The 19,331-nt window shown below is 54.0% G+C and carries 17 protein-coding genes; 16 read left to right on the plus strand and 1 reads right to left on the minus strand.

Going from position 1 to position 19,331, the window contains the following annotated elements:
* Window positions 1-43: 43 nt before the first annotated feature.
* From IAE55_RS01335 to IAE55_RS01350, 4 genes are all read left to right on the plus strand, one after another.
* Window positions 44-1,234, plus strand: coding sequence for a cytochrome P450 (locus tag IAE55_RS01335; protein ID WP_200630712.1), 1,191 nt, complete (start codon window positions 44-46; stop codon window positions 1,232-1,234).
* A 321-nt stretch (window positions 1,235-1,555) separates the two neighbouring features.
* Window positions 1,556-2,884 carry a chromosomal replication initiator protein DnaA gene (gene dnaA / locus IAE55_RS01340; protein WP_234489287.1) on the plus strand — a complete coding sequence of 443 codons (1,329 nt, stop codon included), beginning with the start codon at window positions 1,556-1,558 and terminating at the stop codon, window positions 2,882-2,884.
* A gap of 97 nt (window positions 2,885-2,981) precedes the next feature.
* Window positions 2,982-3,971, plus strand: a complete 990-nt coding sequence (locus tag IAE55_RS01345; protein ID WP_200630713.1) for a quinone oxidoreductase family protein — start codon at window positions 2,982-2,984, stop codon at window positions 3,969-3,971.
* 221 nt (window positions 3,972-4,192) lie between these two features.
* A complete protein-coding gene (locus tag IAE55_RS01350; RefSeq protein ID WP_200630714.1) occupies window positions 4,193-5,032 on the plus strand; it encodes a helix-turn-helix transcriptional regulator in 840 nt (279 codons plus the stop codon).
* 126 nt (window positions 5,033-5,158) lie between these two features.
* Here the strand turns inward: IAE55_RS01350 and IAE55_RS01355 are convergent, their stop codons facing one another.
* Window positions 5,159-6,364 (minus strand): MFS transporter, encoded by a 1,206-nt coding sequence (locus tag IAE55_RS01355; RefSeq protein ID WP_200630715.1) that lies wholly within the window; start codon window positions 6,362-6,364, stop codon window positions 5,159-5,161.
* Window positions 6,365-6,491: 127 nt separating this feature from the next.
* On the opposite strand from IAE55_RS01355, the gene IAE55_RS01360 reads away from it, so the two are divergent.
* The 12 genes from IAE55_RS01360 (at window position 6,492) to IAE55_RS01415 (ending at window position 19,296) form a co-directional block, all read left to right on the plus strand.
* Window positions 6,492-7,754: an aminotransferase class I/II-fold pyridoxal phosphate-dependent enzyme gene (locus tag IAE55_RS01360; protein WP_200630716.1), complete on the plus strand. Its 1,263-nt coding sequence runs from the start codon at window positions 6,492-6,494 to the stop codon at window positions 7,752-7,754.
* A gap of 346 nt (window positions 7,755-8,100) precedes the next feature.
* Complete coding sequence (locus IAE55_RS01365) at window positions 8,101-8,640, plus strand: MarR family transcriptional regulator (protein ID WP_200631107.1); 540 nt, start codon at window positions 8,101-8,103, stop codon at window positions 8,638-8,640.
* Window positions 8,641-8,673: 33 nt separating this feature from the next.
* Window positions 8,674-10,128, plus strand: a complete 1,455-nt coding sequence (locus tag IAE55_RS01370) for an aryl-sulfate sulfotransferase (RefSeq protein WP_200630717.1) — start codon at window positions 8,674-8,676, stop codon at window positions 10,126-10,128.
* Window positions 10,121-11,131: an ABC transporter substrate-binding protein gene (locus tag IAE55_RS01375; protein ID WP_200630718.1), complete on the plus strand. Its 1,011-nt coding sequence runs from the start codon at window positions 10,121-10,123 to the stop codon at window positions 11,129-11,131. Before IAE55_RS01370 ends, IAE55_RS01375 begins: the two co-directional genes overlap by 8 nt.
* A gap of 13 nt (window positions 11,132-11,144) precedes the next feature.
* Window positions 11,145-11,924, plus strand: a complete 780-nt coding sequence (locus tag IAE55_RS01380; protein WP_076166742.1) for an ABC transporter ATP-binding protein — start codon at window positions 11,145-11,147, stop codon at window positions 11,922-11,924.
* A gap of 21 nt (window positions 11,925-11,945) precedes the next feature.
* A complete protein-coding gene (locus tag IAE55_RS01385) occupies window positions 11,946-12,722 on the plus strand; it encodes an ABC transporter permease (protein ID WP_105443251.1) in 777 nt (258 codons plus the stop codon).
* 197 nt (window positions 12,723-12,919) lie between these two features.
* Complete coding sequence (locus IAE55_RS01390) at window positions 12,920-13,441, plus strand: TetR/AcrR family transcriptional regulator (RefSeq protein ID WP_145134137.1); 522 nt, start codon at window positions 12,920-12,922, stop codon at window positions 13,439-13,441.
* A 137-nt stretch (window positions 13,442-13,578) separates the two neighbouring features.
* A complete protein-coding gene (locus tag IAE55_RS01395) occupies window positions 13,579-14,589 on the plus strand; it encodes an NAD-dependent epimerase/dehydratase family protein (RefSeq protein ID WP_200630719.1) in 1,011 nt (336 codons plus the stop codon).
* A 211-nt stretch (window positions 14,590-14,800) separates the two neighbouring features.
* The gene (locus tag IAE55_RS01400; protein WP_105443248.1) at window positions 14,801-15,700 is read left to right on the plus strand and encodes an AraC family transcriptional regulator; all 900 of its coding nucleotides are present in this window, start codon (window positions 14,801-14,803) and stop codon (window positions 15,698-15,700) included.
* A 168-nt stretch (window positions 15,701-15,868) separates the two neighbouring features.
* Window positions 15,869-17,401, plus strand: coding sequence for an extracellular solute-binding protein (locus tag IAE55_RS01405; protein ID WP_200630720.1), 1,533 nt, complete (start codon window positions 15,869-15,871; stop codon window positions 17,399-17,401).
* A gap of 74 nt (window positions 17,402-17,475) precedes the next feature.
* The gene (locus IAE55_RS01410) at window positions 17,476-18,399 is read left to right on the plus strand and encodes an ABC transporter permease (protein WP_234489288.1); all 924 of its coding nucleotides are present in this window, start codon (window positions 17,476-17,478) and stop codon (window positions 18,397-18,399) included.
* Between the two features lie 27 nt (window positions 18,400-18,426).
* A complete protein-coding gene (locus IAE55_RS01415) occupies window positions 18,427-19,296 on the plus strand; it encodes a carbohydrate ABC transporter permease (protein ID WP_105443246.1) in 870 nt (289 codons plus the stop codon).
* The last annotated feature ends 35 nt before the right edge of the window (window positions 19,297-19,331 follow it).

Consider the following 19,331-nt stretch of genomic DNA (forward strand, 5'->3'; position numbering starts at 1 on the left):
CTGCACACGATTGCACGATACTTGAGGAAAGGATTTGAACTCGATGATCCAGGAAAAATACGCCAACATGCTGAACATGGCCGAGGTTTCGACCCCGGACCGAATGTTATATCCTTTTGATATCTTTCGCCAGCTTAGACAAGAAACGCCAGTGCGCTACGACAGCAGCCGAAACTGCTGGGACGTCTTCCGCTATGAGGATGTGCAGCGCATTTTGAAGGATCCGAAAACATTTTCCTCCGAGCGTGGAGCAGGCGCAGGCGGCTCCATTCTGTTTATGGATCCGCCCAAGCATAAGCAAATGCGCGACCTGGTCAGCAAAGCGTTTACGCCCAAGGCGATCCAAGAGCTGACCCCCCGTATCCAGTCCATCGCCGAGCAGCTGCTCGATTCGGTAACGGATGGAGCCATGGACATTTCCGGCGAATTCGCGACTCCGCTGCCGGTCATCGTCATTGCCGAGCTGCTGGGTGCTCCGAAGGAAGACCGGAACAAGTTCAAGCACTGGTCCGATATTCTCGTGGAAAGTGCCGACGACCTCACCGACGAAGCATTCCAGCGGATTACCGACAAGCGGATGAAAGCGATGGGAGAGCTGTCCGATTATTTTAAGGGAATTATGGCGCAGCGGGCTGAAGAGCCGCAGGAAGATCTCGTAACTGCTCTCCTGAACGCTGAAATTGAAGGAGAGAAGCTGTCGGAAAGGGATATCATCAGCTTCTGCGTGCTGCTGCTGGCTGCAGGAAACGAGACGACGACGAACCTGATCACCAATGGCGTGCGCGTGCTGACCGAAAGACCGGAGCTGCAGGAGCAGCTGTATCAAGCGCCGGACCTCATACCTTCCTTTATTGAAGAAGTACTGCGCTATTACCCGCCGATCATCGCGATCGGACGCAAAGCCGCGGAGACGGTACAAATCGGAGAGCATACGATGGAGCAGGGAGCACAGGTCATTTCCTGGGTTGGGGCCGCCAACCGCGACGAGTCCCGGTTCGACGACCCGGACGGCTTCCGAATAGACCGCAAACCGAACCCGCATATGACGTTCGGCTTCGGTATCCACTTCTGTCTTGGGGCTCCACTGGCCAGGCTGGAAGGGAAAATTGCGTTTCAGGCACTCCTCGACAGATTCAAGGATCTGCGCAGAGCCGAGGACGCTGAACTCCAGCCGATCCAAAGCTCCTTTGTCTTCGGCGTCAAAAATTATCCGATCGCGATGAGCCGCAGATAGAGTCAGGTATCCTTAGGAGTGCTCCTACATTGTTTCAAAGAGTATAACCGGCATGGGGATCTGACAGATTCCATTTTCGGGAGCTGTCCATATTTCTTGGAGGCTCCCGGATATGCTAGAATAGAAAATAGCAGCTTGTACATAAGCATGATGATCTAAGGCATCCCTTTACTGCGATGGTTCCAGGAACAGCATTTGCAGGGAAGAACGGATGCCTTTTTGCGTAAGCCCGCCGGGATGATCATTTCGTTTTACCGAAGTATAAGGAGTTGAGCGCCCGTGGAAAGGCAAGTCGAAGAATTGTGGCACCAGGTCCTGTCCATGATTCAAAAGAAGATCAGCAAGCCCAGCTATGATACGTGGCTGAAATCGACGAAGGCCGTCAGTTTGCAGGATAACGTCCTGACGATCAGCACGCCCAACACGTTTACGCAGGAATGGCTGGAGAATCGGTATACCAAGCTCATTTTGACAGCGGTTCGCGAATGCATGGATGCTCAGCCTGAGCTTCATATCATTACCCAGGATGAGCTGGAGACCGAGAGAAGATCCGCATCACCCGAACCGGCTGCCCTCATAGAGGATAATATCCTGAACGATCCAGCTTTTGCCGCCATGCTGAACCCAAAATACACCTTCGACACGTTCGTCGTCGGACTCGGCAACCGTTTTGCCCATGCAGCTGCGCTGGCTGTAGCCGAGGCGCCGGGCAAGGCGTATAACCCGCTGTTTTTGTACGGCGGCGTCGGTCTGGGGAAAACCCATTTGATGCAGGCGATCGGCCACTATGTGCTGGAGCACAATCCGCAGGCGAAGGTGCTCTATTTATCCTCCGAAAAATTCACCAACCAGTTTATCAATGCCATCATGAACAACCGCGGCGAAGCTTTCCGTAACAAGTACCGCAACATCGACGTGCTTCTGATCGACGACATCCAGTTTATCGCCGGCAAGGAGCAGACACAGGAAGAATTTTTCCATACCTTCAACGCCCTGAAAGAAATGGGGAAGGCGATCATCATTTCCAGCGACCGTCCGCCCAAGGAAATCCCCACCCTGGAGGAACGACTGCGTTCTCGCTTTGAATGGGGACTCATCACGGATATTCAGCCCCCGGATCTGGAGACCCGGATCGCTATTCTGCGTAAGAAGGCGAAGGCGGAGCATCTCGACATTCCGAACGAAGCGATGGTATACATCGCCAGCCATATTCATACGAACGTCCGTGAGCTCGAAGGGGCTCTCATCCGCGTCATCGCTTATTCCTCGCTTGTGAATCAGGACATCACCGTGCATATGACAGCCGAAGCATTAAAAAATATGATCTCGCAGTCCCGTCCCCAAATGATCTCGATCCAGGACATTCAGGAGCGGGTGGGAGATTATTATGGTTTGCGCATCGAGGATTTTAAAGCACGGAAACGGACAAGGGCCGTGGCTTTTCCCCGGCAAATCGCCATGTATCTGTCCAGGGAGCTGACCGATTACTCGCTGCCCAAAATCGGGGAAGCTTTTGGCGGCAGGGACCATACGACCGTCATCCACGCCCATGAAAAAATCGCCTCGGTTATTCGTGAGGACCAGGAGATTCATCAAATCGTAAGCCGGTTGTCCGAGAACATTAAAAGCCGCATCCAACCGCGCGTGTAGCCTGTTACTTTTTATACCCGTATAATCTGAACCTGTCTGCCTCAGACCCTCCTTGGTAAGATAACGGCATAAAACATCTACCAGGGAGGTTCTTTATATGAAATCCATCGTCATTGAAAGAGCGGGCGGAACAGAAGTGCTTAAGGTCAGGGAAATGCCGGATCTTGCGCCAAGATATGGGGAAATGATCGTGGACGTGGCGTACGCAGGCGTCGGGCTCGTGGATATTTTGATCCGCAAAGGCGGATTTACGGAGCTGTTTCCGTTTCCGGTGATTCCGGGGCTTGAGGTGTCCGGATTCGTCCGCTCAATCGGGGACGGAGTTGAAGGGTTCCGGATCGGCCAGCCGGTCGCTTCCATGAAGCTGCTTGAGCTTGGCGGATACGCTACCCAGGCCAGAGTGACGCCGCAGCTTACGGTTCCGCTCGATTCACTCGGAGGAGATCTCGATATGGCCGAGGCGGCAGCCTCCATCGTCAACTTGACGACTGCCTACTTCGCGGTCAAGCAGGTGAACCGGATGAGGCAGGGGGACACGGTGCTGGTTCACGCCGCCGCAGGCGGACTCGGCAGCTTTCTGGGGCAAATCGCCAAGCGCTTTGGCGCTGGGAAGGTGCTGGGGACGGTGGGTTCGCCGGATAAAATCAAGCTGGCCGCATCTCTCGGATACGACGAACTGCTGCTGCGCTCCGATTTTGTGAACGAAGTGAAGCGGATCGCGGGAGTACAGGGGGTCGACGCCGTATTTGACCCGGTTGGCGGCGAGACGCGGGCACGCAGCCTTGATCTCCTGAAACCGCTCGGGCAAATCGTCGCTCTGGGCAACGCCAGCGGCGGCGAGCTGGCGCATCAGAGCAACGAGATTTGGCTCGGCAACCAGAGCATCGCCGGCTTTAACTTGGGGGCGTATGCCCTGTATGATCCGGTTGGCGTGGGGCAGGCGGCCAGAGAAGCGCTGCAGATGCTCGCCAGCAGAGAGGTCTGCTCGGAGGTGCACGGCATTTACCCGATGGAGGACGCCATTGAGGCGCATCGTCTGCTCGAAAGCGGCCAAACCACGGGCAAACTGGTACTGCAGATGGGCTAAGCGAGGCAGGTCCTTGCTCTCGCGTTCTATGCCACAGGTTTTGTCAGACTACAGCCTATGAAGAGTCCCTTGCCTGCCTGAAAGTCTGCATCTGCAACCGTTTATATGAGCCTCTTGCCCGCTTGAACGCGGAACGGAGGCTTTCTTTTACGGCGGGAGGGGTGGTATCATTTGAATCGTGGAGTTTATGGAACGTTGTACATCTCGGAGGTGCTGCTAACATGATGCAAACCCGGAATCTGCTCGGGGAATTTTTGAAATCGCGCAGGGAAAAGCTTCAGCCGGCGGACGTCGGGGTTAGCGGGGGATACGGCAGAAGAAGGACTCCTGGACTTCGCCGTGAAGAGGTGGCGGAAATCGCTAATGTCAGCACTACCTGGTACACATGGCTGGAGCAGGGGAGAGACGTGGCCGCTTCCAGGGAAGTCATGGAGAACATCGCCAGGGCGCTGCTCCTGTCTCCCGACGAGAAGCTGCATGTCATGCGGCTGGCGGGATTCGGCGATCTTCCGGACTGGTCCGCGCCGGCGGCCGTCCCGCCGTTGGAGCCAGGACTGCAGAAAATTATTGATCAGCTGCGCTATCCCGCCATCTTGGTCAACCGCCGGACCGAAATTATGGCTTGGAACCGCCAGGCTCCCCGGCTGTTGTATGACTTTCTGGAAGATCCGATAATGGGCCGCAACATGGTCTGGTCCATCTTCATGAATCCGTATTTACGGGAACGCGTCCTGAACTGGGAGGAGTTTGCTGCATACAGTGCTGCCATTCTCCGTGCTTACCATGGCCAATCAAAGGGGGACCCGTGGTACCAGGCGTTTGCCCAGAAGTTGTCCGAAGTAAGCCCGGAATTTAGGGCGCTCTGGGACTCACACGATGTACGGGAGAAGCAGGTGCAGCCATTCGTGCTGAACCATCCGGACCTTGGGCCGTTATCCTTTGAAATCAACACGTTTGCCCATATTAATGGAAATGAAGACCTGCACTGCTGCGTCTATTCTCCGCTGGCCGGAACCGGAACCGAGGAGAAGCTGGATCTGGACGCGCAAAAAACGCCGTAGCCGGACGACCGGCTGCGGCGTTTTTAAGAGATATGAAAGTATAAACTTCCGAGGTTAAACATCCTTATTTCGCTAGAAAAACTTCCTCTAAAAGCGGTCTGTCTCCTTTGAATGTACGTCGACCGGCTACATCGTGTGAATCCGGGCGGCAGCCCCGATGCTCAAATGCTCTTGATCCAGCTGATGGCAGCGGGCCGTTACGGCAAAAGCGCCGATCGAAAAAGCCAGTGCCGCCCACGGTAAATAAGCCAAACCGATGCTGTCGACGACCAGGCTGCCAAGCAGGGAGCCACAGGCGATGCCAAGGTTGGAGGCCACCGGCATCAGGGTCGAGGCAAAGTCCTTGGACCCGCCGGCCGATGCGTCGGCGAGATCGATTAGATACAACTGAACGGCGGCGCTCAGGGCGTAGGAGAACAAGGCAATGAGCATCAGGCAGAGAACGGCAGCCCAGGTGAAGCTCAGGGTCAGGGCAAGGGCCAGCATCATCAGGCTCTGAACGATAAATACAATTTTGAGCTTGGACCTCGAATCCCCTTCGGCTACCTTGGCTCCGATCCAATTGCTCAGGATGGTCAGGCCGCCATAACCGAGCAGCACAGCGCTTGTCCACTGCTTCGGAATGCCGAGCACGTTCTCAAGAATCGGTGTGATATAAGTATAGACGATAAAGACCGAACCCACGCCGAGCACTGGAATCAAGAAAGCCATCCGGATGCGGCGGTTTGCGAACAAGGCGAACTGCTGTTTCATGGAGCTGACGCTGACGGTATCGCTTTTCGGCAGAACCGAAGCGATGATGAACAGCGGAATGATGCCCACGGCGGAGGTGACAATGAATGCCGCCCGCCATCCGAGCAGCTGGCCGATATAGGTGCCGACCGGCACGCCCAGGACGTTGGCGATCGAGAAGCCGCCGATGATCCATGCAACGGCGCCTGCTCGGCGGGAAGCCTGGATGTGTTCGCTGGCCGCGGCAATGGACAGTGACAAGGTCAACCCGCACAAAATGGCTGTGATGACCCGGATCACAAACATCAGGGCGAAATTGCCGGCGAAAATCGTCAGGGCGTTCAGCACCAGCAGTACTGCATAACCCGACAATATGGTCACATGCCGGGGGATGCGTCCCAAGAGGCTGACGGCAAACGGTGTGCCGACCGCATAAGCGATGGCGAAGCTGGATACAAGGATGCCGGCGGCCGCCAGGGATACGCCCAAACTGACGCTGATATCCTTCAGCAGGCCGACGATAACGTATTCGGTCGTCCCCAGCACGAACGCGGCAAAGGTGAAGGCAAAGATCAGAATGGTTTCTTTTTTAGTTGTCATGGTTCTCTCTTCTCCTGGTAGTCTGTTTTTTTCTTTGATCTTACAGGATGAAAGGCTTTTCAAGTCAATAAAAAAATTGTCGAATGGTGCGGTAGGCTGAAGGAGCCTCGCTTAAAAGCATGCTATAATGAAAGGAAAAAGCAGGTGGACGGATTTGACGAATCATACAACCAGACCTTGGCGCGCCGATAAGCTGTCGCGTTTAGGTTCCTCTATTTTTGCGGAGGTGGCCGCTTGGAAGAAAGAAGCCGAAATGGCCGGTCGTGACCTGATTGACCTAAGCATCGGCAGCCCGGATCTCGGACCCACGGATGCGGTGCGCCGCGCCCTAAACGAAGCTGTGCTGGACGAAAAAAACTATACATATCCCGGCTCGGCGGGAAGCGATGCGTTCCGGGAGAAATGTGCCGCATGGATGGAGCATCGCTTCAATGTGCGCCTGGATCCGAAGGCGGAAGTGCTGTCCCTCATGGGTTCGCAGGACGGGCTGGCGCATTTGGCCCAGGCGATCTGCAATCCCGGCGACCTGGCGATCGTCCCGAATCCGGGATATCCGATTTATGCCGGTTCGCTGGCCATTGCAGGCGTGAAGTCCTATGAAATGCCGCTTCGGGAAGAGCACGGCTTCCTGCCCGATTTGGAGAGCATCCCGGACGAAATTTGGGAGCAGGCGGTATTTATCCTATTGAACTTCCCTGGTAATCCGATTGCGGCAACGGCGGATCGGCCGTACTTTGAACGGCTTGTCGCCTTGGCTCGAAAATGGAACGTGCTGATCGTCCATGATCTGGCCTATTCGGAAATGGGCTTTGACGGTTACCGGCCGCCAAGCATTCTGGAAATCCCGGGTGCAATCGAAACGGCCGTCGAGTTCCATTCGTTCTCCAAGAGCTTTAATATGGCGGGCTGCCGGATCGGATTTCTGGCCGGGAACCGCGATGTCCTCGCTTCGCTGCTGGAGCTGAAGAACAACATCGATTACGGCGTCTTCGGACCGATCCAGACGGCGGCGATCGCTGCGCTGGAGCAGGCGATGGACCCCTTCCGGCCTGCGGCTGGGGTGGCCGGTTTGTACGAACGCCGCCGGGACGCGCTGATTGATGCGCTCGCGCGGGAGGGCTGGGTGGTACCCAAGCCGAAGGCGACGATGTTTGCCTGGGCGAAGCTGCCGGCGGCTTTCCTGGAAGGCGCTGAGCCTTGGAGTTCCCGGCAGTTTGCCCGGGAGCTGCTGCTGGGAACAGGGGTGGCCGTGATCCCAGGGGACGGATTTGGTTCGGAAGGGGAGGGTTATGTGCGGATCGCCCTTGTTCAGGAGGAGGCGCGTCTGCGTGAAGCGGCCGCGCGGATCGGACAATTTATTACGATGCATGGAAAAGAAACAAGCATGTGACATACCGGGCCATGACAGAAACAACCCTGCTCTTGTGAGCAGGGTTTATTTGTTTATTGATTAAAAACTAAAAATCGATTTTTAATTCCTACTTGACAGGTGAGATTAATTGGTTTAATCTTACGTCAAGGAAATCGATTAACATTCATTTAATGAGTGGTCATTATTTTAACATTAAACTAAATATCAGCCGATTGGTCCACCAAAGGCTCCTGTAATCCATACCGCTTCTTGCGGCGATGGCATTCGGGGGCCTTTTTGTATATCAGCATGCACGTTGATACGGATGGCTGCTACTCCATGGGGAGAGCAATGGTGGTGGTTGATGAATGGTGAAAGGAGAGATATGGAAGAGAAGCAGTGGCTTCTGATGGAGGAAGCCGATTGGCATTTTCGCAGGCTGGTTCGGAGATTCGTCAAGGAACGTGACAAAGTATCGATTGAAGGCGTGTCCCTGCCCGGGATGCTCGTGCTGAACGCGATTCTGCATGAAGGCGAGCAGAAGCTTGGGGATCTGGCCGAACGGCTGGATTTCACCACAGGCGCGGTGACCGCTGTTTGCGACAAGCTGGAATCGCTCGGCTTCGCACAGCGAAAGCGCCTGGAGACCGATCGCAGATCGGTTGTCCTGGACATTACAGATAAGGGCAGGGACATGCTTGTACGCAACCGGGACGCAGGTACATACATGATTGAACGCATCTTTGGAGGCTTTACGGCCAAGGAACTAGAGGAACAAATCGTGAATTTCAAAAGACTCTACGAGCATTTGGAAGGCTTTGCCGACGCCGTGCTGAAGCAGGCACATCCACCGGAGAACGCCGAGGAGCCGTCTCCCGGCCACCGGAAGGCAGCGCAGAGACCGAACCGATTTATTTCATATTAAAATCATTGTGAGCAGGGAAGGGAGACAGATCATATGGGACATCCAACCATTTATCCGACAGGAACGACCGTTTACCAACCAGGAAAGGCATGGAGCGGTTACACCATCTACCAGGCAGCTGACACCGGGGCACTGCTGATCGACATGAACGGCAGAGAGGTGCATTTGTGGAAGGGGCTGCGCGGTTTCCCGAACAAAATATTCCCTGGAGGCTATGTGCTGGGCAGCACTGCCGAGCGGGATCCCAAATATGGTTTTCAGGACGAAGCCAATCTGGTACAGGTCGATTGGGATGGCAATGTCGTCTGGAAATTCGACCGGTACGAATGGATTGAGGATCCGGGTCATCCCGCGCAGTGGATGGCACGCCAGCATCATGATTACCAGCGGGAAGGCAATCCGGTCGGATATTATGTGCCTGGTGCCGATCCGAAAGTCGGTTCAGGCAATACAATCATTCTCGCGCATAAAAACGTCAACCGTCCCGAAATTTCGGACATCGAGCTGCTGGACGACACGATCATCGAAGTGGATTGGGAGGGCAATGTCGTCTGGGAATGGGCCGTCAGTGATCACTTTGAAGAACTTGGATTTGACGAAGCGGCGAAGGAGGCGCTGTACCGGGACCCGAATACCCGGGCGTTCGGCACCCATTCCGGAGATTGGATGCATATCAACTCTGTTTCGGTGCTCGGTCCGAATAAGCACTATGATGCAGGCGACGAGCGCTTTCATCCGGACAATCTGATATGGGACGCGCGGGAATCCAACATTATCGCGATCATCGATAAACGGACCGGGAACATCGTATGGAAGCTCGGCCCGGACTATTCCGGAGAAGACACCAAACATATCGGCTGGATTATCGGCCAGCACCATGCCCATCTGATTCCGAAGGGATTGCCGGGAGAGGGCAATATTCTGGTATTCGATAACGGAGGCTGGGGCGGCTATGGCAGCCCGAACCCCGAATCACCGGATGGCGTCAAGGTGGCGCGCCGCGACCATTCCCGGATTCTGGAGATTCACCCGATTACGCTGGAGATCGAATGGCAGTACACACCGACTGAAGCCGGATTCCAGGCGCCATTGGACTCTTACCGCTTTTATAGCCCTTATATCAGCTCGGCGCAGCGTCTGCCTAACGGCAATACGCTGATTACCGAGGGAGCGGACGGAAGAATTTTCGAAGTCACGCGGGAGCATGAACTGGTGTGGGAATACATCTCTCCTTATAAAAACTCCAGAAACGCGAATATGGTTTACCGCGCTTACCGCGTACCTTATGAGTGGATCCCGCAGCTGGAAAAGCCGGTGGAGACGGAAATCGCTCCGCTTGATGTAGCCGATTACCGGCTGCCGGGCGCTGCGCCGCGTGGAGCCGTGACCGCAGTCGAAGTTGAGGGTACTGTATCCTATGGCGATGGAGCCTTCTGCGTAGCGACCACGGACGAAGTCGTCAGGAAGGAACGGGATCAAGATGAGTAGGCATGTGTTTCGACGCATCAGCGTAATGACCGCAGCCGTCCTGCTCGTTTCTGTGCTACTCACCGCATGCGGAACCGCCTCGGGAAAAGACAGCGGGCACCAGCTTAAGGTGAAAATCGCCGATATTTCCACCAACCCGATTTTCCGGGTCGCCGTGAAAAAAGGATTTTTCGAAAAACACGGCATTGATGCGGAGCTGGTCAACTTCGCCACGCCGGCCGAAGGGGTCAACGCCCTGTTCATCAAGCAGGTGGATATTGCCTTTGGCGCAGACTTCCCGCTGTTGAATGCCGTCAGCAAAGGCGACTATGCGATCTTTGCTTCCTCCGGAACGGCAACGGATCTGAGCGCAAGCGAATGGAAGATGTTCGCCCGTAAAGAGATTGCCGGCCCCGCCGACCTGAAGGGCAAGAAACTGAGCTACTCGCGTGGAACGTTCATTCCTTATTTGTGGGACGTTTATTTGCAGCAAAACGGCATTGCCTTGAAAGACGTCACGCTGGTCGGGCAGGGAGGATTTGACGAAACGTATGTGGCGCTGAAAAAGGGCGAGATCGACGCGGCCTGGGTGTACGGCTCGGTGCTGAACGACAAGTTCGCCGCACTGTCCGAAGCGCATGAGCTGTCGGATATGTCCCAGACGCCTGTCCGGCTCGGCACAGGTCTGATCGCCGGCACCAAACTGATCCAGGACCACCCGGACGAATTGGTCGAACTGCTGAAGGCGCTTGACGAAACATCCGACTACGTCCAGGCACATCCGGACGAAACAGCTGACATTATGTATGACGAAGTGAAGCAGCCGAAAGAGGCCACGCTTAAGGATCTGCCGAAAAATCCTTGGAAGATCGGCTTCACCCAGCAGGCCTACGACGGGCTGGCCGGCCAGAAAAAATATATGGTGGATACCGGCATTATTGAAAAGGATTTTAACCTGAACGACAAGCTGAATTTGGACCTGGTGCGCAAAGCGTTCCCGGACCGCGTGCTTGAGTTGAAATAAGGAGGCTGGGATGATGGGGGCAGTAACCAGACCAAACGAGATTTATATTGAGCGCTTGAATAAAAGCTATAGTCAACAGCAGACGGCGGGGGATCTGCATTATATTATCCAGGATGTCGATCTGGTCGTGAAGGGAGGAGAATTTTTCGTTCTCCTCGGCCCTAGCGGCTGCGGTAAGTCGACGCTGCTCAGCCTGATCGCCGGGTTCGTGTCGAAAACCTCGGGGCATTTGCGGGTGGGCGAGAAAGAGGTGGATCGGCCTGGCCAGGATCGGGCCGTCGTCTTCCAGCAGGCCGATTCCTCGCTCTTCCCCTGGCTGACCGTCAGGGAGAACGTGGAGTTCGGCCTGCGGATGAAGCGCATTCCCGCCGCCCGGCGCAAGGAAATCTCCGATCGTTTTATCGGCATGGTTGGACTCAAAGGGCATGAAAATAAATTCCCCCGCGAGCTCTCCGGCGGGATGAAGCAGCGGGTGCAGTTGGCGAGGGTGCTGTCCAACGATCCCGGCATTCTGCTGATGGATGAGCCGTTCGGCGCGCTGGATGCGATGACCCGACGAACGATGCAGCGCGAACTGGTAAAGATCTGGCAGGAAACCGACAAGACGGTGATCTTCGTCACCCACGACATACAGGAAGCGCTGCTACTTGGCGGAAGGATCGGTATTATGTCCGCCGGACCCTCTTCGCGGATCACCGATATTTACGAGGTGCCGCTGGCGTACCCGAGAGATTTAGCCGCGCCGGAATTCCATGACCTGTACAATCGCATTCAGGCCCATTTTGACGAATAGAATCCGATCGGAGGAATCACCATGAGCAAGAAAATAAAGAAAGGACCGCTTCAAGTGCTGTTCTGGATCGCTTTGATCATCATCTGGCAGCTGGTCTCGCTTGTATACGGGCCGGAGATTCTGCCAGGCCCGATTTACACGGCGAAAGGCGGATACGAGCTGTTGATGGACGGCACACTTCTGCAGTACATTGGCATCAGCGCCTATCGTGTCCTTCTCGGATGGACGCTCGGCAGTTTGGTGGCGGTGCCTATCGGGATCATCATCGGTAAAGTCGGATTCATCCGTACCTTCGCCGAGCCGTTTTTGAACTTTATCCGATTTATTCCGCCGATCGCGTTCATCACGCTGTTCCTGGTCTGGTTCGGCATCGGCGAAACGTCTAAAGTTATGCTGATCATGTACGCGACATTTTTTATCGTCATTCTGAATACGTTCACCGGCGTTCTCTCCGTCGAGGAGGATAAAATTCGTTCGGCCCGCAGCATGGGAGCCTCCGAATGGCAGATCGTCGTTCATGTCATCATCCCGGCAACGGTTCCGTACATCTTTACCGGCATCCGGCTGGCCATGGGCACATCCTTTATGGCCATCATCGGAGCTGAAATGATCGCTTCCAATGAGGGAGTCGGGTATCTGATCTGGAACTCGCGTCTGTTTTTCCGGACGGATTGGATTTTCGTAGGTCTGATTTGCTTAGGGCTAATGGGCTTCCTGACGGATCGGGCAGTTGGACTGCTCGGGCGCAGGCTGCTCGCGAGATACGGTGTGGTAAGTACGACGTCTTTGAAGCGGTAGGAGACGGGACGGAGAGTCATAGGACAAAGATTTAAATATCATCGTAAAACGAGGCGAACCGCAGTGGCGGTCCGTCTCTTTGGTTTATCACCGCTCAGCTTGAGGAAGAGAATTGCATTCCGCTTCGTTATCCCCTATACTTCTTAGATAGTGATCAATTACTTACTAATCTGCGTCATGAAAAGGAGTTATGCGCCATGGCAAGAGATGCGTCTACTTCGGTCAACCGAAGAACAGATATTATATCGGCCGCCATCGAGGTTTTTGCCGAAACTGGCTATTACCGGGCCACCACAGCACAGGTTGCACAGCGGGCCCACATTTCGCAGCCTTACGTCTTTCGTTTCTTCTCAACGAAGGAAGCGCTGCTGCTTGCGGCTCTGGAAGTGTCCTGGTCCCGGATGATCGAGTCGTTTCAGCAAGTCGTGAAGTCGGCGTCGCCGGAGCGGCTGGAAGCGGAGCTGATTACGGAATACGAGAAAATCATGGAGAACCACCGGAACGAGATTCTGCTGCAGATGCAGTCCCAAACGATTCAGGAAGAAGCGATCCAGGAAGCGATGAGAAACGGATTCCGGGAGGTTCGTCAAATCGTACTGCAGGCATTTCGCGAGGCGGGGATTCCACATCCCGAAGAAAGAACGATGCTCTTTTTGGCCAGAGGGATGCTGTGCAACGTAGCGGATGCGATCAGTTTGCCCGAATTAAAAGAAAGATAAGGGGACGAGAGAGAGGTCTCCTTATCAAAAAGGATTTTTTTGACGATTAGTTATTGACCAATCACTAACTGAATGTTATGATGAGTTCAAATTAGTGATTGATCAATCACAAAACAAAACAGAGAGGACGATTTCATATGACGATAAACCAAGCGATGGTGGTTGGAGCCACAGGCGGAACAGGTGCAGCCATTACAGAGGAATTGGTAAAGCGGGGAATTCCAACGATTGCGTTCGGGAGATCACGCCAAAAGCTGGAGCAGCTCGCCGGCAGATTGGGAAACCCGGTGCATTTGAAGCTAGCCATGGGAGATGCCATGCGGCCTGAGGAGATCATCGCGCAAGCTGGGGATGCAGACGTCATGTTTCATTGTGCGAACGTACCTTACCATGAGATGGCCAGCAAGCTGATCCCGCTTGGTGAATCCGTAATGGAGGCGGCAGAACAGCTCGCTATCAAAGTGGTTGCGATTGATGGGATCTATCCTTATGGAAGAAGGCAGTCCGACCCGGTCACCGAAGAGCATCCGAAACAGCCGCATACGAAGAAAGGGAAGGTTCGTTTGGACTTTGAACGCATGCTGTTCGGCAAGCGCTGGAAAAAGGCAAGGATTATGATCGTCCGTCTGCCGGATTATTATGGGCCAACAGCGAATGAAGCGTCCTATCTGGGTTCAACGCTTGAAGCAATTGCGGCTGGCAAAATGGCCTTTTTCATCGGTAATATGACCGTTCCCCGCGAATATGTCTACTTGCCGGACGCCGCCGCCATGATTGCCGAAGTGGCTGGTCATGACGCAGCTTACGGTCAAAACTGGAACATTCCAGGGGGCGGGCTGATATCGGGACGGGAGATCGTGCGGATCGCGAGAGCGGCCAGTGGAAGCAGCAAACCGGTCATTCCGTTGAAGAAAATCGGATTATCTCTGCTAGGATTAGGCGTGCCTGTGATGAAAGAGGTCGTCGAGATGCTATACCTGACCGAGGAACCGCTGACGCTGAGCGGAGCTAAGTACGAAAAGTGGATCGGCCCGATTATCGCAACACCGTTCGAGGAAGGCATTACCGCGACGGTCAAAGCACTGCAGCAGGCGAACACCGCAGCATCGGTCCAGACATCACAGACGGCTAACTCTAGAACAGTTTAAGTGCTTGTTATTGATTAATCACTAATCAAACAAAAGGCGTCCATGTTAGCAGGGGGTAGTTCATGTTTACGATTGCTCCGGAATTGCTTATAATGGATCGCAAAGTTAGGCGTATCAGAATATTAACGTCTACCGTACAAACGGAGACCTGTTGGCCCATTCAGCCGATAGGTCTCCTTGCGTTTTTTGAGACAGCGAAAGGGAGGTCCATATGGAGCGGAAAAAATTTTCGGAATACGATCGAGGGGAGTATGACGTGTGGATTCAACGCGCTTCCCACGGAAAGCACAACCTGTTCGAAGAACATCTTCATGATTTCGTTGAGCTTATTTATGTTGTCCAGGGACAAGGCATGCATCGGATCAACGGAACGAATTATGCGCTGAACACCGGGGATGTGTTCTTGATCATGCCAGGGGAAAGCCATCATTTTCCTGATGCCCCAAATAGTCATCTTGAAATCGTGAACTGCTTGTTCCGGCAGGAGACGATTCCTGTATATTTGCCGAAAGGCTTGAACGTTCTGACGGACCTTCCCTTTATTAGGCCATTTTGCGGTAGCGGCGAACGCCCTCCGAGAAAACTGTCCTTGACTTCGGCGGAATCGACGGAGGTGCTTGGCCAGTTGGAAGCAATGCTTCAGGAATTAAAGACAGGCGCCCCAGGCGCCAACGTAATCGCTGTCCAATTGCTCGTGCATTTGCTCATCCGGCTGTCGCGAATCTTACTGCGGCAATCTCCCGATATCTCCCGCACTAAACCTGTGCCGATCCAGCACGAAATTTTGGTTCGAAAGGTGATTGCGTATCTCGAGCAGCACTTCCACCGGAAGCTGTCCATCGAGGAACTCGCCCGGGCGTTCACGATAAGCGGCAGGCATTTGTGCCGTGTATTTCGCGAGCAAACGAACCGAAGTATTCATGAAACGCTAATGCAAATCCGGGTCGAGCGAGCGAAGCAGATGCTGGCGGAAACGAACCGCAGTGTGGACTCGATCGCATCGTTCGCAGGCTTTAGCGACTCTTCGCATTTTAACCGTACATTTGTCAGACTAGCGGGCTGCACGCCAAGCAGATACCGAAAGGAATGCTTGTGGAAAACGATTTATTAAAGAAGCAGGCACGATCTCTGCAGGACAGCCAGTGACGGTCCTTGGCTCAAAGAGTCAATTATCTGTCCCGATTATACAATTACCAAGTCCCATTTTAAGCTAAGATGATTTCATAAATCATACTAAACAAGGGTGAATTCTTAGTTATAAAAGGGAGAGGGATAACGGATGAGAGTAAAGCCACGCCTGTTCTTTCAAATTTTCATGTGCACGGTCCTGGTGTCATTGTCTGCTTGCGGGAGGTCTGCGGGCTCTTCGAATGACGAAGCCGGTGGGCAAAATTCAAAAGGCGCTCCCGAGCGTGCCGAAATCAGCATTATGACCATAACGCCCAGCACACCTCCGGCATCCGATGATAATGTCATCAAGCGGGAAATTGAAAAGCTGACGGATTCAAAGCTGGACATTCAATGGATTTCCAACAATGTGTATGATGATAAATTGAACATTACACTCGTCTCAGGCGAGCTGCCTGATTTGACTTATATCAGCGACCCTTTCGGGCCGTCTTTCCGGAATCTGGTCAAGCAGGGGGCCATTTGGGACATAACACCGTATTTGAAGGATTACCCGAATTTGCAGAAGGGAGTCCCTGAAGTTGCGTGGGAGCTTACCAAAATGGAGGATGGGAAAAATTACGGCATTCCCCGTGGACGCGATGCGAATGACGTATCCTTCCTGATTCTCCGCAAGGACTGGCTGGATAAGCTGGACCTTCAGCCTCCGAAAACGACGGAGGAGCTGTACGGTGTACTGAAGGCATTTGCCGAAAAGGATCCCGACGGCAACGGAAAAGCCGATACGTTCGGACTGTCCGCTGGGATTGATACGCTGACAGGCACGTTCCGTGAAATTTTTACCGGTGTGACCGGCTCCTGGAAGGAAGAAGGCGATGGATTGACCTATGCCTCCTTTCTGCCGGAAGCCCGCGAGTCGCTGGCTTATTTAGCTAAGCTATATTCGGAAAAGCTGCTGCCTGAAGACTTGCTAACCTTGAAAACAACGCAGGTGCGAGACTACTACATCGGCAATCGGGCCGGCGGTGTCATCGACAAGACGGGAACCGGGCCCAAGGTTTATTCTCCCGGTTTGAAAAAGCTCGTACCGTCTTACAAGGAAGCGGATTTTTATCCACTGGCTACGCTTAACGGATTTGTCCCGAAAGGGACCGGTTTTAATGGCATTCTGGCCATTCCAAAAACGGTGCCGGAAGACAAACTCAAGCAAATTTTGAAACTAGTTGACACCTGGCTGACGCCGGAAGTATCCGCTGTTCAGCGGTTTGGCATCGAGGGGATTCATTATCGGATAGAAAACGGTGTCAAAATCGTCGATCCGGACAAACTCCTGAAGGACAACGCATCCGACTTCAATCAGATCGTCAATTCGATCGATCCTGCGCTGAATCCCCCGCCAGCCAATCCGGAACTGAAGGAGCTGGAGGACCTGAGAAGCCAGGTGGATGCTCAGCGGAGCAAGGAGAACGTACCGGATATCGGAGTAGGCCTGTACTCCCCAGCGGCGGAAAAGCTGCTGCCGGACCTCGAAAAGCGGATCAGCGACCTGACCGCCAAGATCGTCATCGGCCAAGAACCGCTGTCCGCATGGGATGACTTGGTTGCCAAAACGAAAAGCGATCCGCAGTTCATCCAAGCGACGAAAGAAATGTCAGACGCTTATCGGATACGCAACGGGCATTGATGGGAGGTGGAGTCTTGAATCAAGCGAAAACGATGACTGACAACCATTCTGCATATCGGAACAAGGGCGAGTCCATGTCCAAACGAACGTATTTTCATAGGCTGGTTCGCGATATCGGACGAAACCCGTATCTGTATCTGCTGGCTATGCCCGGCATTCTCTTCTTCATCGTGTTTAAATACATACCGATGTGGGGAACGCTCATGGCGTTTCAGGATTACTCCCCGTTTGCCGGAATGAGGGGGAGCCCCTGGGTGGGGCTGGAGCACTTCCATACATTTTTCGCCACGCCGGATTTTGGTATGCTGCTTCGCAACACGCTGGCGATCAATGTGCTGAACCTGGTCTTCTTCTTCCCGCTGCCGATTGCCCTTGCGCTTTTGTTGAACGAGGTGCGCAGTGGAGGGTATAAGCGGTTGGTGCAGTCTGTATTGTACCTGCCGCACTTTTTGTCCTGGGTGATCATTGCCGGTTTGACGTTCACGCTGTTCGCTAGAGGCGAGGGTCTCGTCAATCACTGGCTGGAGGCAGCGGGGTATGACCGGATCGATTTCCTGACCAATCCCCATAAGTTTTGGATCGTCATTACGCTGCAGTCGATGTGGAAGGACGCGGGCTGGGGGACGATCGTGTTTCTGGCCGCGATGGCGGGCGTGGATCCGCAGCTGTACGAAGCGGCGAAAATGGATGGAGCGGGGAGATTAAGACAAATGTGGCATGTCACACTGCCCGCTTTACGTAACGTCATTGTCGTGCTGCTGATTTTGCGGCTGGGAGATCTGATGGACGTAGGTTTCGAGCAGGTGTTTCTCATGTACAACGGGGCAGTCTCCAATGTTGCGGAAGTGTTCGACACCTACGTCTACCGCATCGGCATTCAGCGCGGAGAGTTCAGCTACAGTACGGCGATCGGACTCTTTAAGTCGGTGGTCGGACTCGTGCTCGTGCTGCTGTCCAACAAGCTGGCCAATAAATGGGGGAATGGTGGGATATTTTAGGATTTTCTGCAGATCGGAGAGAAAAGAATGAGAATTGGATGGAGAAACCAGGCATTTCAAAGCCTGAATGGAGTCGGACTTGGATTGCTGGGGGTGGCGACGTGCTTTCCTATTTATTACGTGCTGGTCGTTTCGCTTGCGGATCCAGCCGAGTTTGCACAGAAACGCTGGCTGCTGTGGCCCGATCACTGGAGTTTCGATGCTTACCGCTACCTTCTCTCAACGGACGCGTTCCTGCGGTCGGTGGGAAACAGCGCTTTTCTTGCGACTGTCGGCACAGCATTATCACTCATTGTGACGGCCATGCTCGCCTACCCGCTGTCACGGCGGAGAATGCGTGGTCGGCGCAAGGTGCTTTTGTTCGTGCTGATTACGATATTGTTCAGTCCGGGACTAATCCCGGCTTATATGCTCGTGCGCCAGCTCGGTCTGATCGACAGCATCTGGGCGCTCATTATCCCGTCGCTGGCTAACGGATGGAGCGTGCTGCTGATGAAATCCTTTTTTGAGAGCATTCCTGCCGATCTGGATGAATCTGCAGCGATGGACGGCGCCAACGATATGCGGATATGGTTTTCCGTCATTCTGCCGCTGTCAATGCCTGCTTTGGCAGCTTTTGGCCTTTTTTATGCAGTAGGGTATTGGAACCAATTTTTTTCAGCACTGATTTACTTGAACGATTCCACCAAATGGCCGATTCAGGTTCTGCTGCAAAATATGCTGCTCAGCGCCAACAACGCGGCTCTCGACGCGTATGATGTGTCCGCTGCGCCTCCGCCTTCCGAAATGCTGAAAATGGCAGCGGTTATCGTGGCGACCGTGCCGATTGTGCTCGTGTATCCGTTTTTGCAAAAGCATTTTGCCAAGGGTGCCATGGTCGGCTCTATCAAAGGATGACCGGCAGAGGTAGGCCGTGCAAATGAAGGGAGGAG

It is taken from the genome of Paenibacillus sp. S28 (assembly GCF_016624415.1).
Taxonomy (GTDB): Bacteria; Bacillota; Bacilli; order Paenibacillales; family Paenibacillaceae; genus Paenibacillus_AQ; species Paenibacillus_AQ favisporus.

Coding starts and splice junctions, on each gene's coding strand:
- IAE55_RS01335 (WP_200630712.1), top strand. CDS start 44: ATGATCCAGGAAAAATACGCCAACATGCTGAACATGGCCGAGGTTTCG.
- dnaA (WP_234489287.1), top strand. CDS start 1,556: ATGATTCAAAAGAAGATCAGCAAGCCCAGCTATGATACGTGGCTGAAA.
- IAE55_RS01345 (WP_200630713.1), top strand. CDS start 2,982: ATGAAATCCATCGTCATTGAAAGAGCGGGCGGAACAGAAGTGCTTAAG.
- IAE55_RS01350 (WP_200630714.1), top strand. CDS start 4,193: ATGATGCAAACCCGGAATCTGCTCGGGGAATTTTTGAAATCGCGCAGG.
- IAE55_RS01355 (WP_200630715.1), bottom strand. CDS start 6,364: ATGACAACTAAAAAAGAAACCATTCTGATCTTTGCCTTCACCTTTGCC.
- IAE55_RS01360 (WP_200630716.1), top strand. CDS start 6,492: ATGAAAGGAAAAAGCAGGTGGACGGATTTGACGAATCATACAACCAGA.
- IAE55_RS01365 (WP_200631107.1), top strand. CDS start 8,101: ATGGAAGAGAAGCAGTGGCTTCTGATGGAGGAAGCCGATTGGCATTTT.
- IAE55_RS01370 (WP_200630717.1), top strand. CDS start 8,674: ATGGGACATCCAACCATTTATCCGACAGGAACGACCGTTTACCAACCA.
- IAE55_RS01375 (WP_200630718.1), top strand. CDS start 10,121: ATGAGTAGGCATGTGTTTCGACGCATCAGCGTAATGACCGCAGCCGTC.
- IAE55_RS01380 (WP_076166742.1), top strand. CDS start 11,145: ATGGGGGCAGTAACCAGACCAAACGAGATTTATATTGAGCGCTTGAAT.
- IAE55_RS01385 (WP_105443251.1), top strand. CDS start 11,946: ATGAGCAAGAAAATAAAGAAAGGACCGCTTCAAGTGCTGTTCTGGATC.
- IAE55_RS01390 (WP_145134137.1), top strand. CDS start 12,920: ATGGCAAGAGATGCGTCTACTTCGGTCAACCGAAGAACAGATATTATA.
- IAE55_RS01395 (WP_200630719.1), top strand. CDS start 13,579: ATGACGATAAACCAAGCGATGGTGGTTGGAGCCACAGGCGGAACAGGT.
- IAE55_RS01400 (WP_105443248.1), top strand. CDS start 14,801: ATGGAGCGGAAAAAATTTTCGGAATACGATCGAGGGGAGTATGACGTG.
- IAE55_RS01405 (WP_200630720.1), top strand. CDS start 15,869: ATGAGAGTAAAGCCACGCCTGTTCTTTCAAATTTTCATGTGCACGGTC.
- IAE55_RS01410 (WP_234489288.1), top strand. CDS start 17,476: ATGTCCAAACGAACGTATTTTCATAGGCTGGTTCGCGATATCGGACGA.
- IAE55_RS01415 (WP_105443246.1), top strand. CDS start 18,427: ATGAGAATTGGATGGAGAAACCAGGCATTTCAAAGCCTGAATGGAGTC.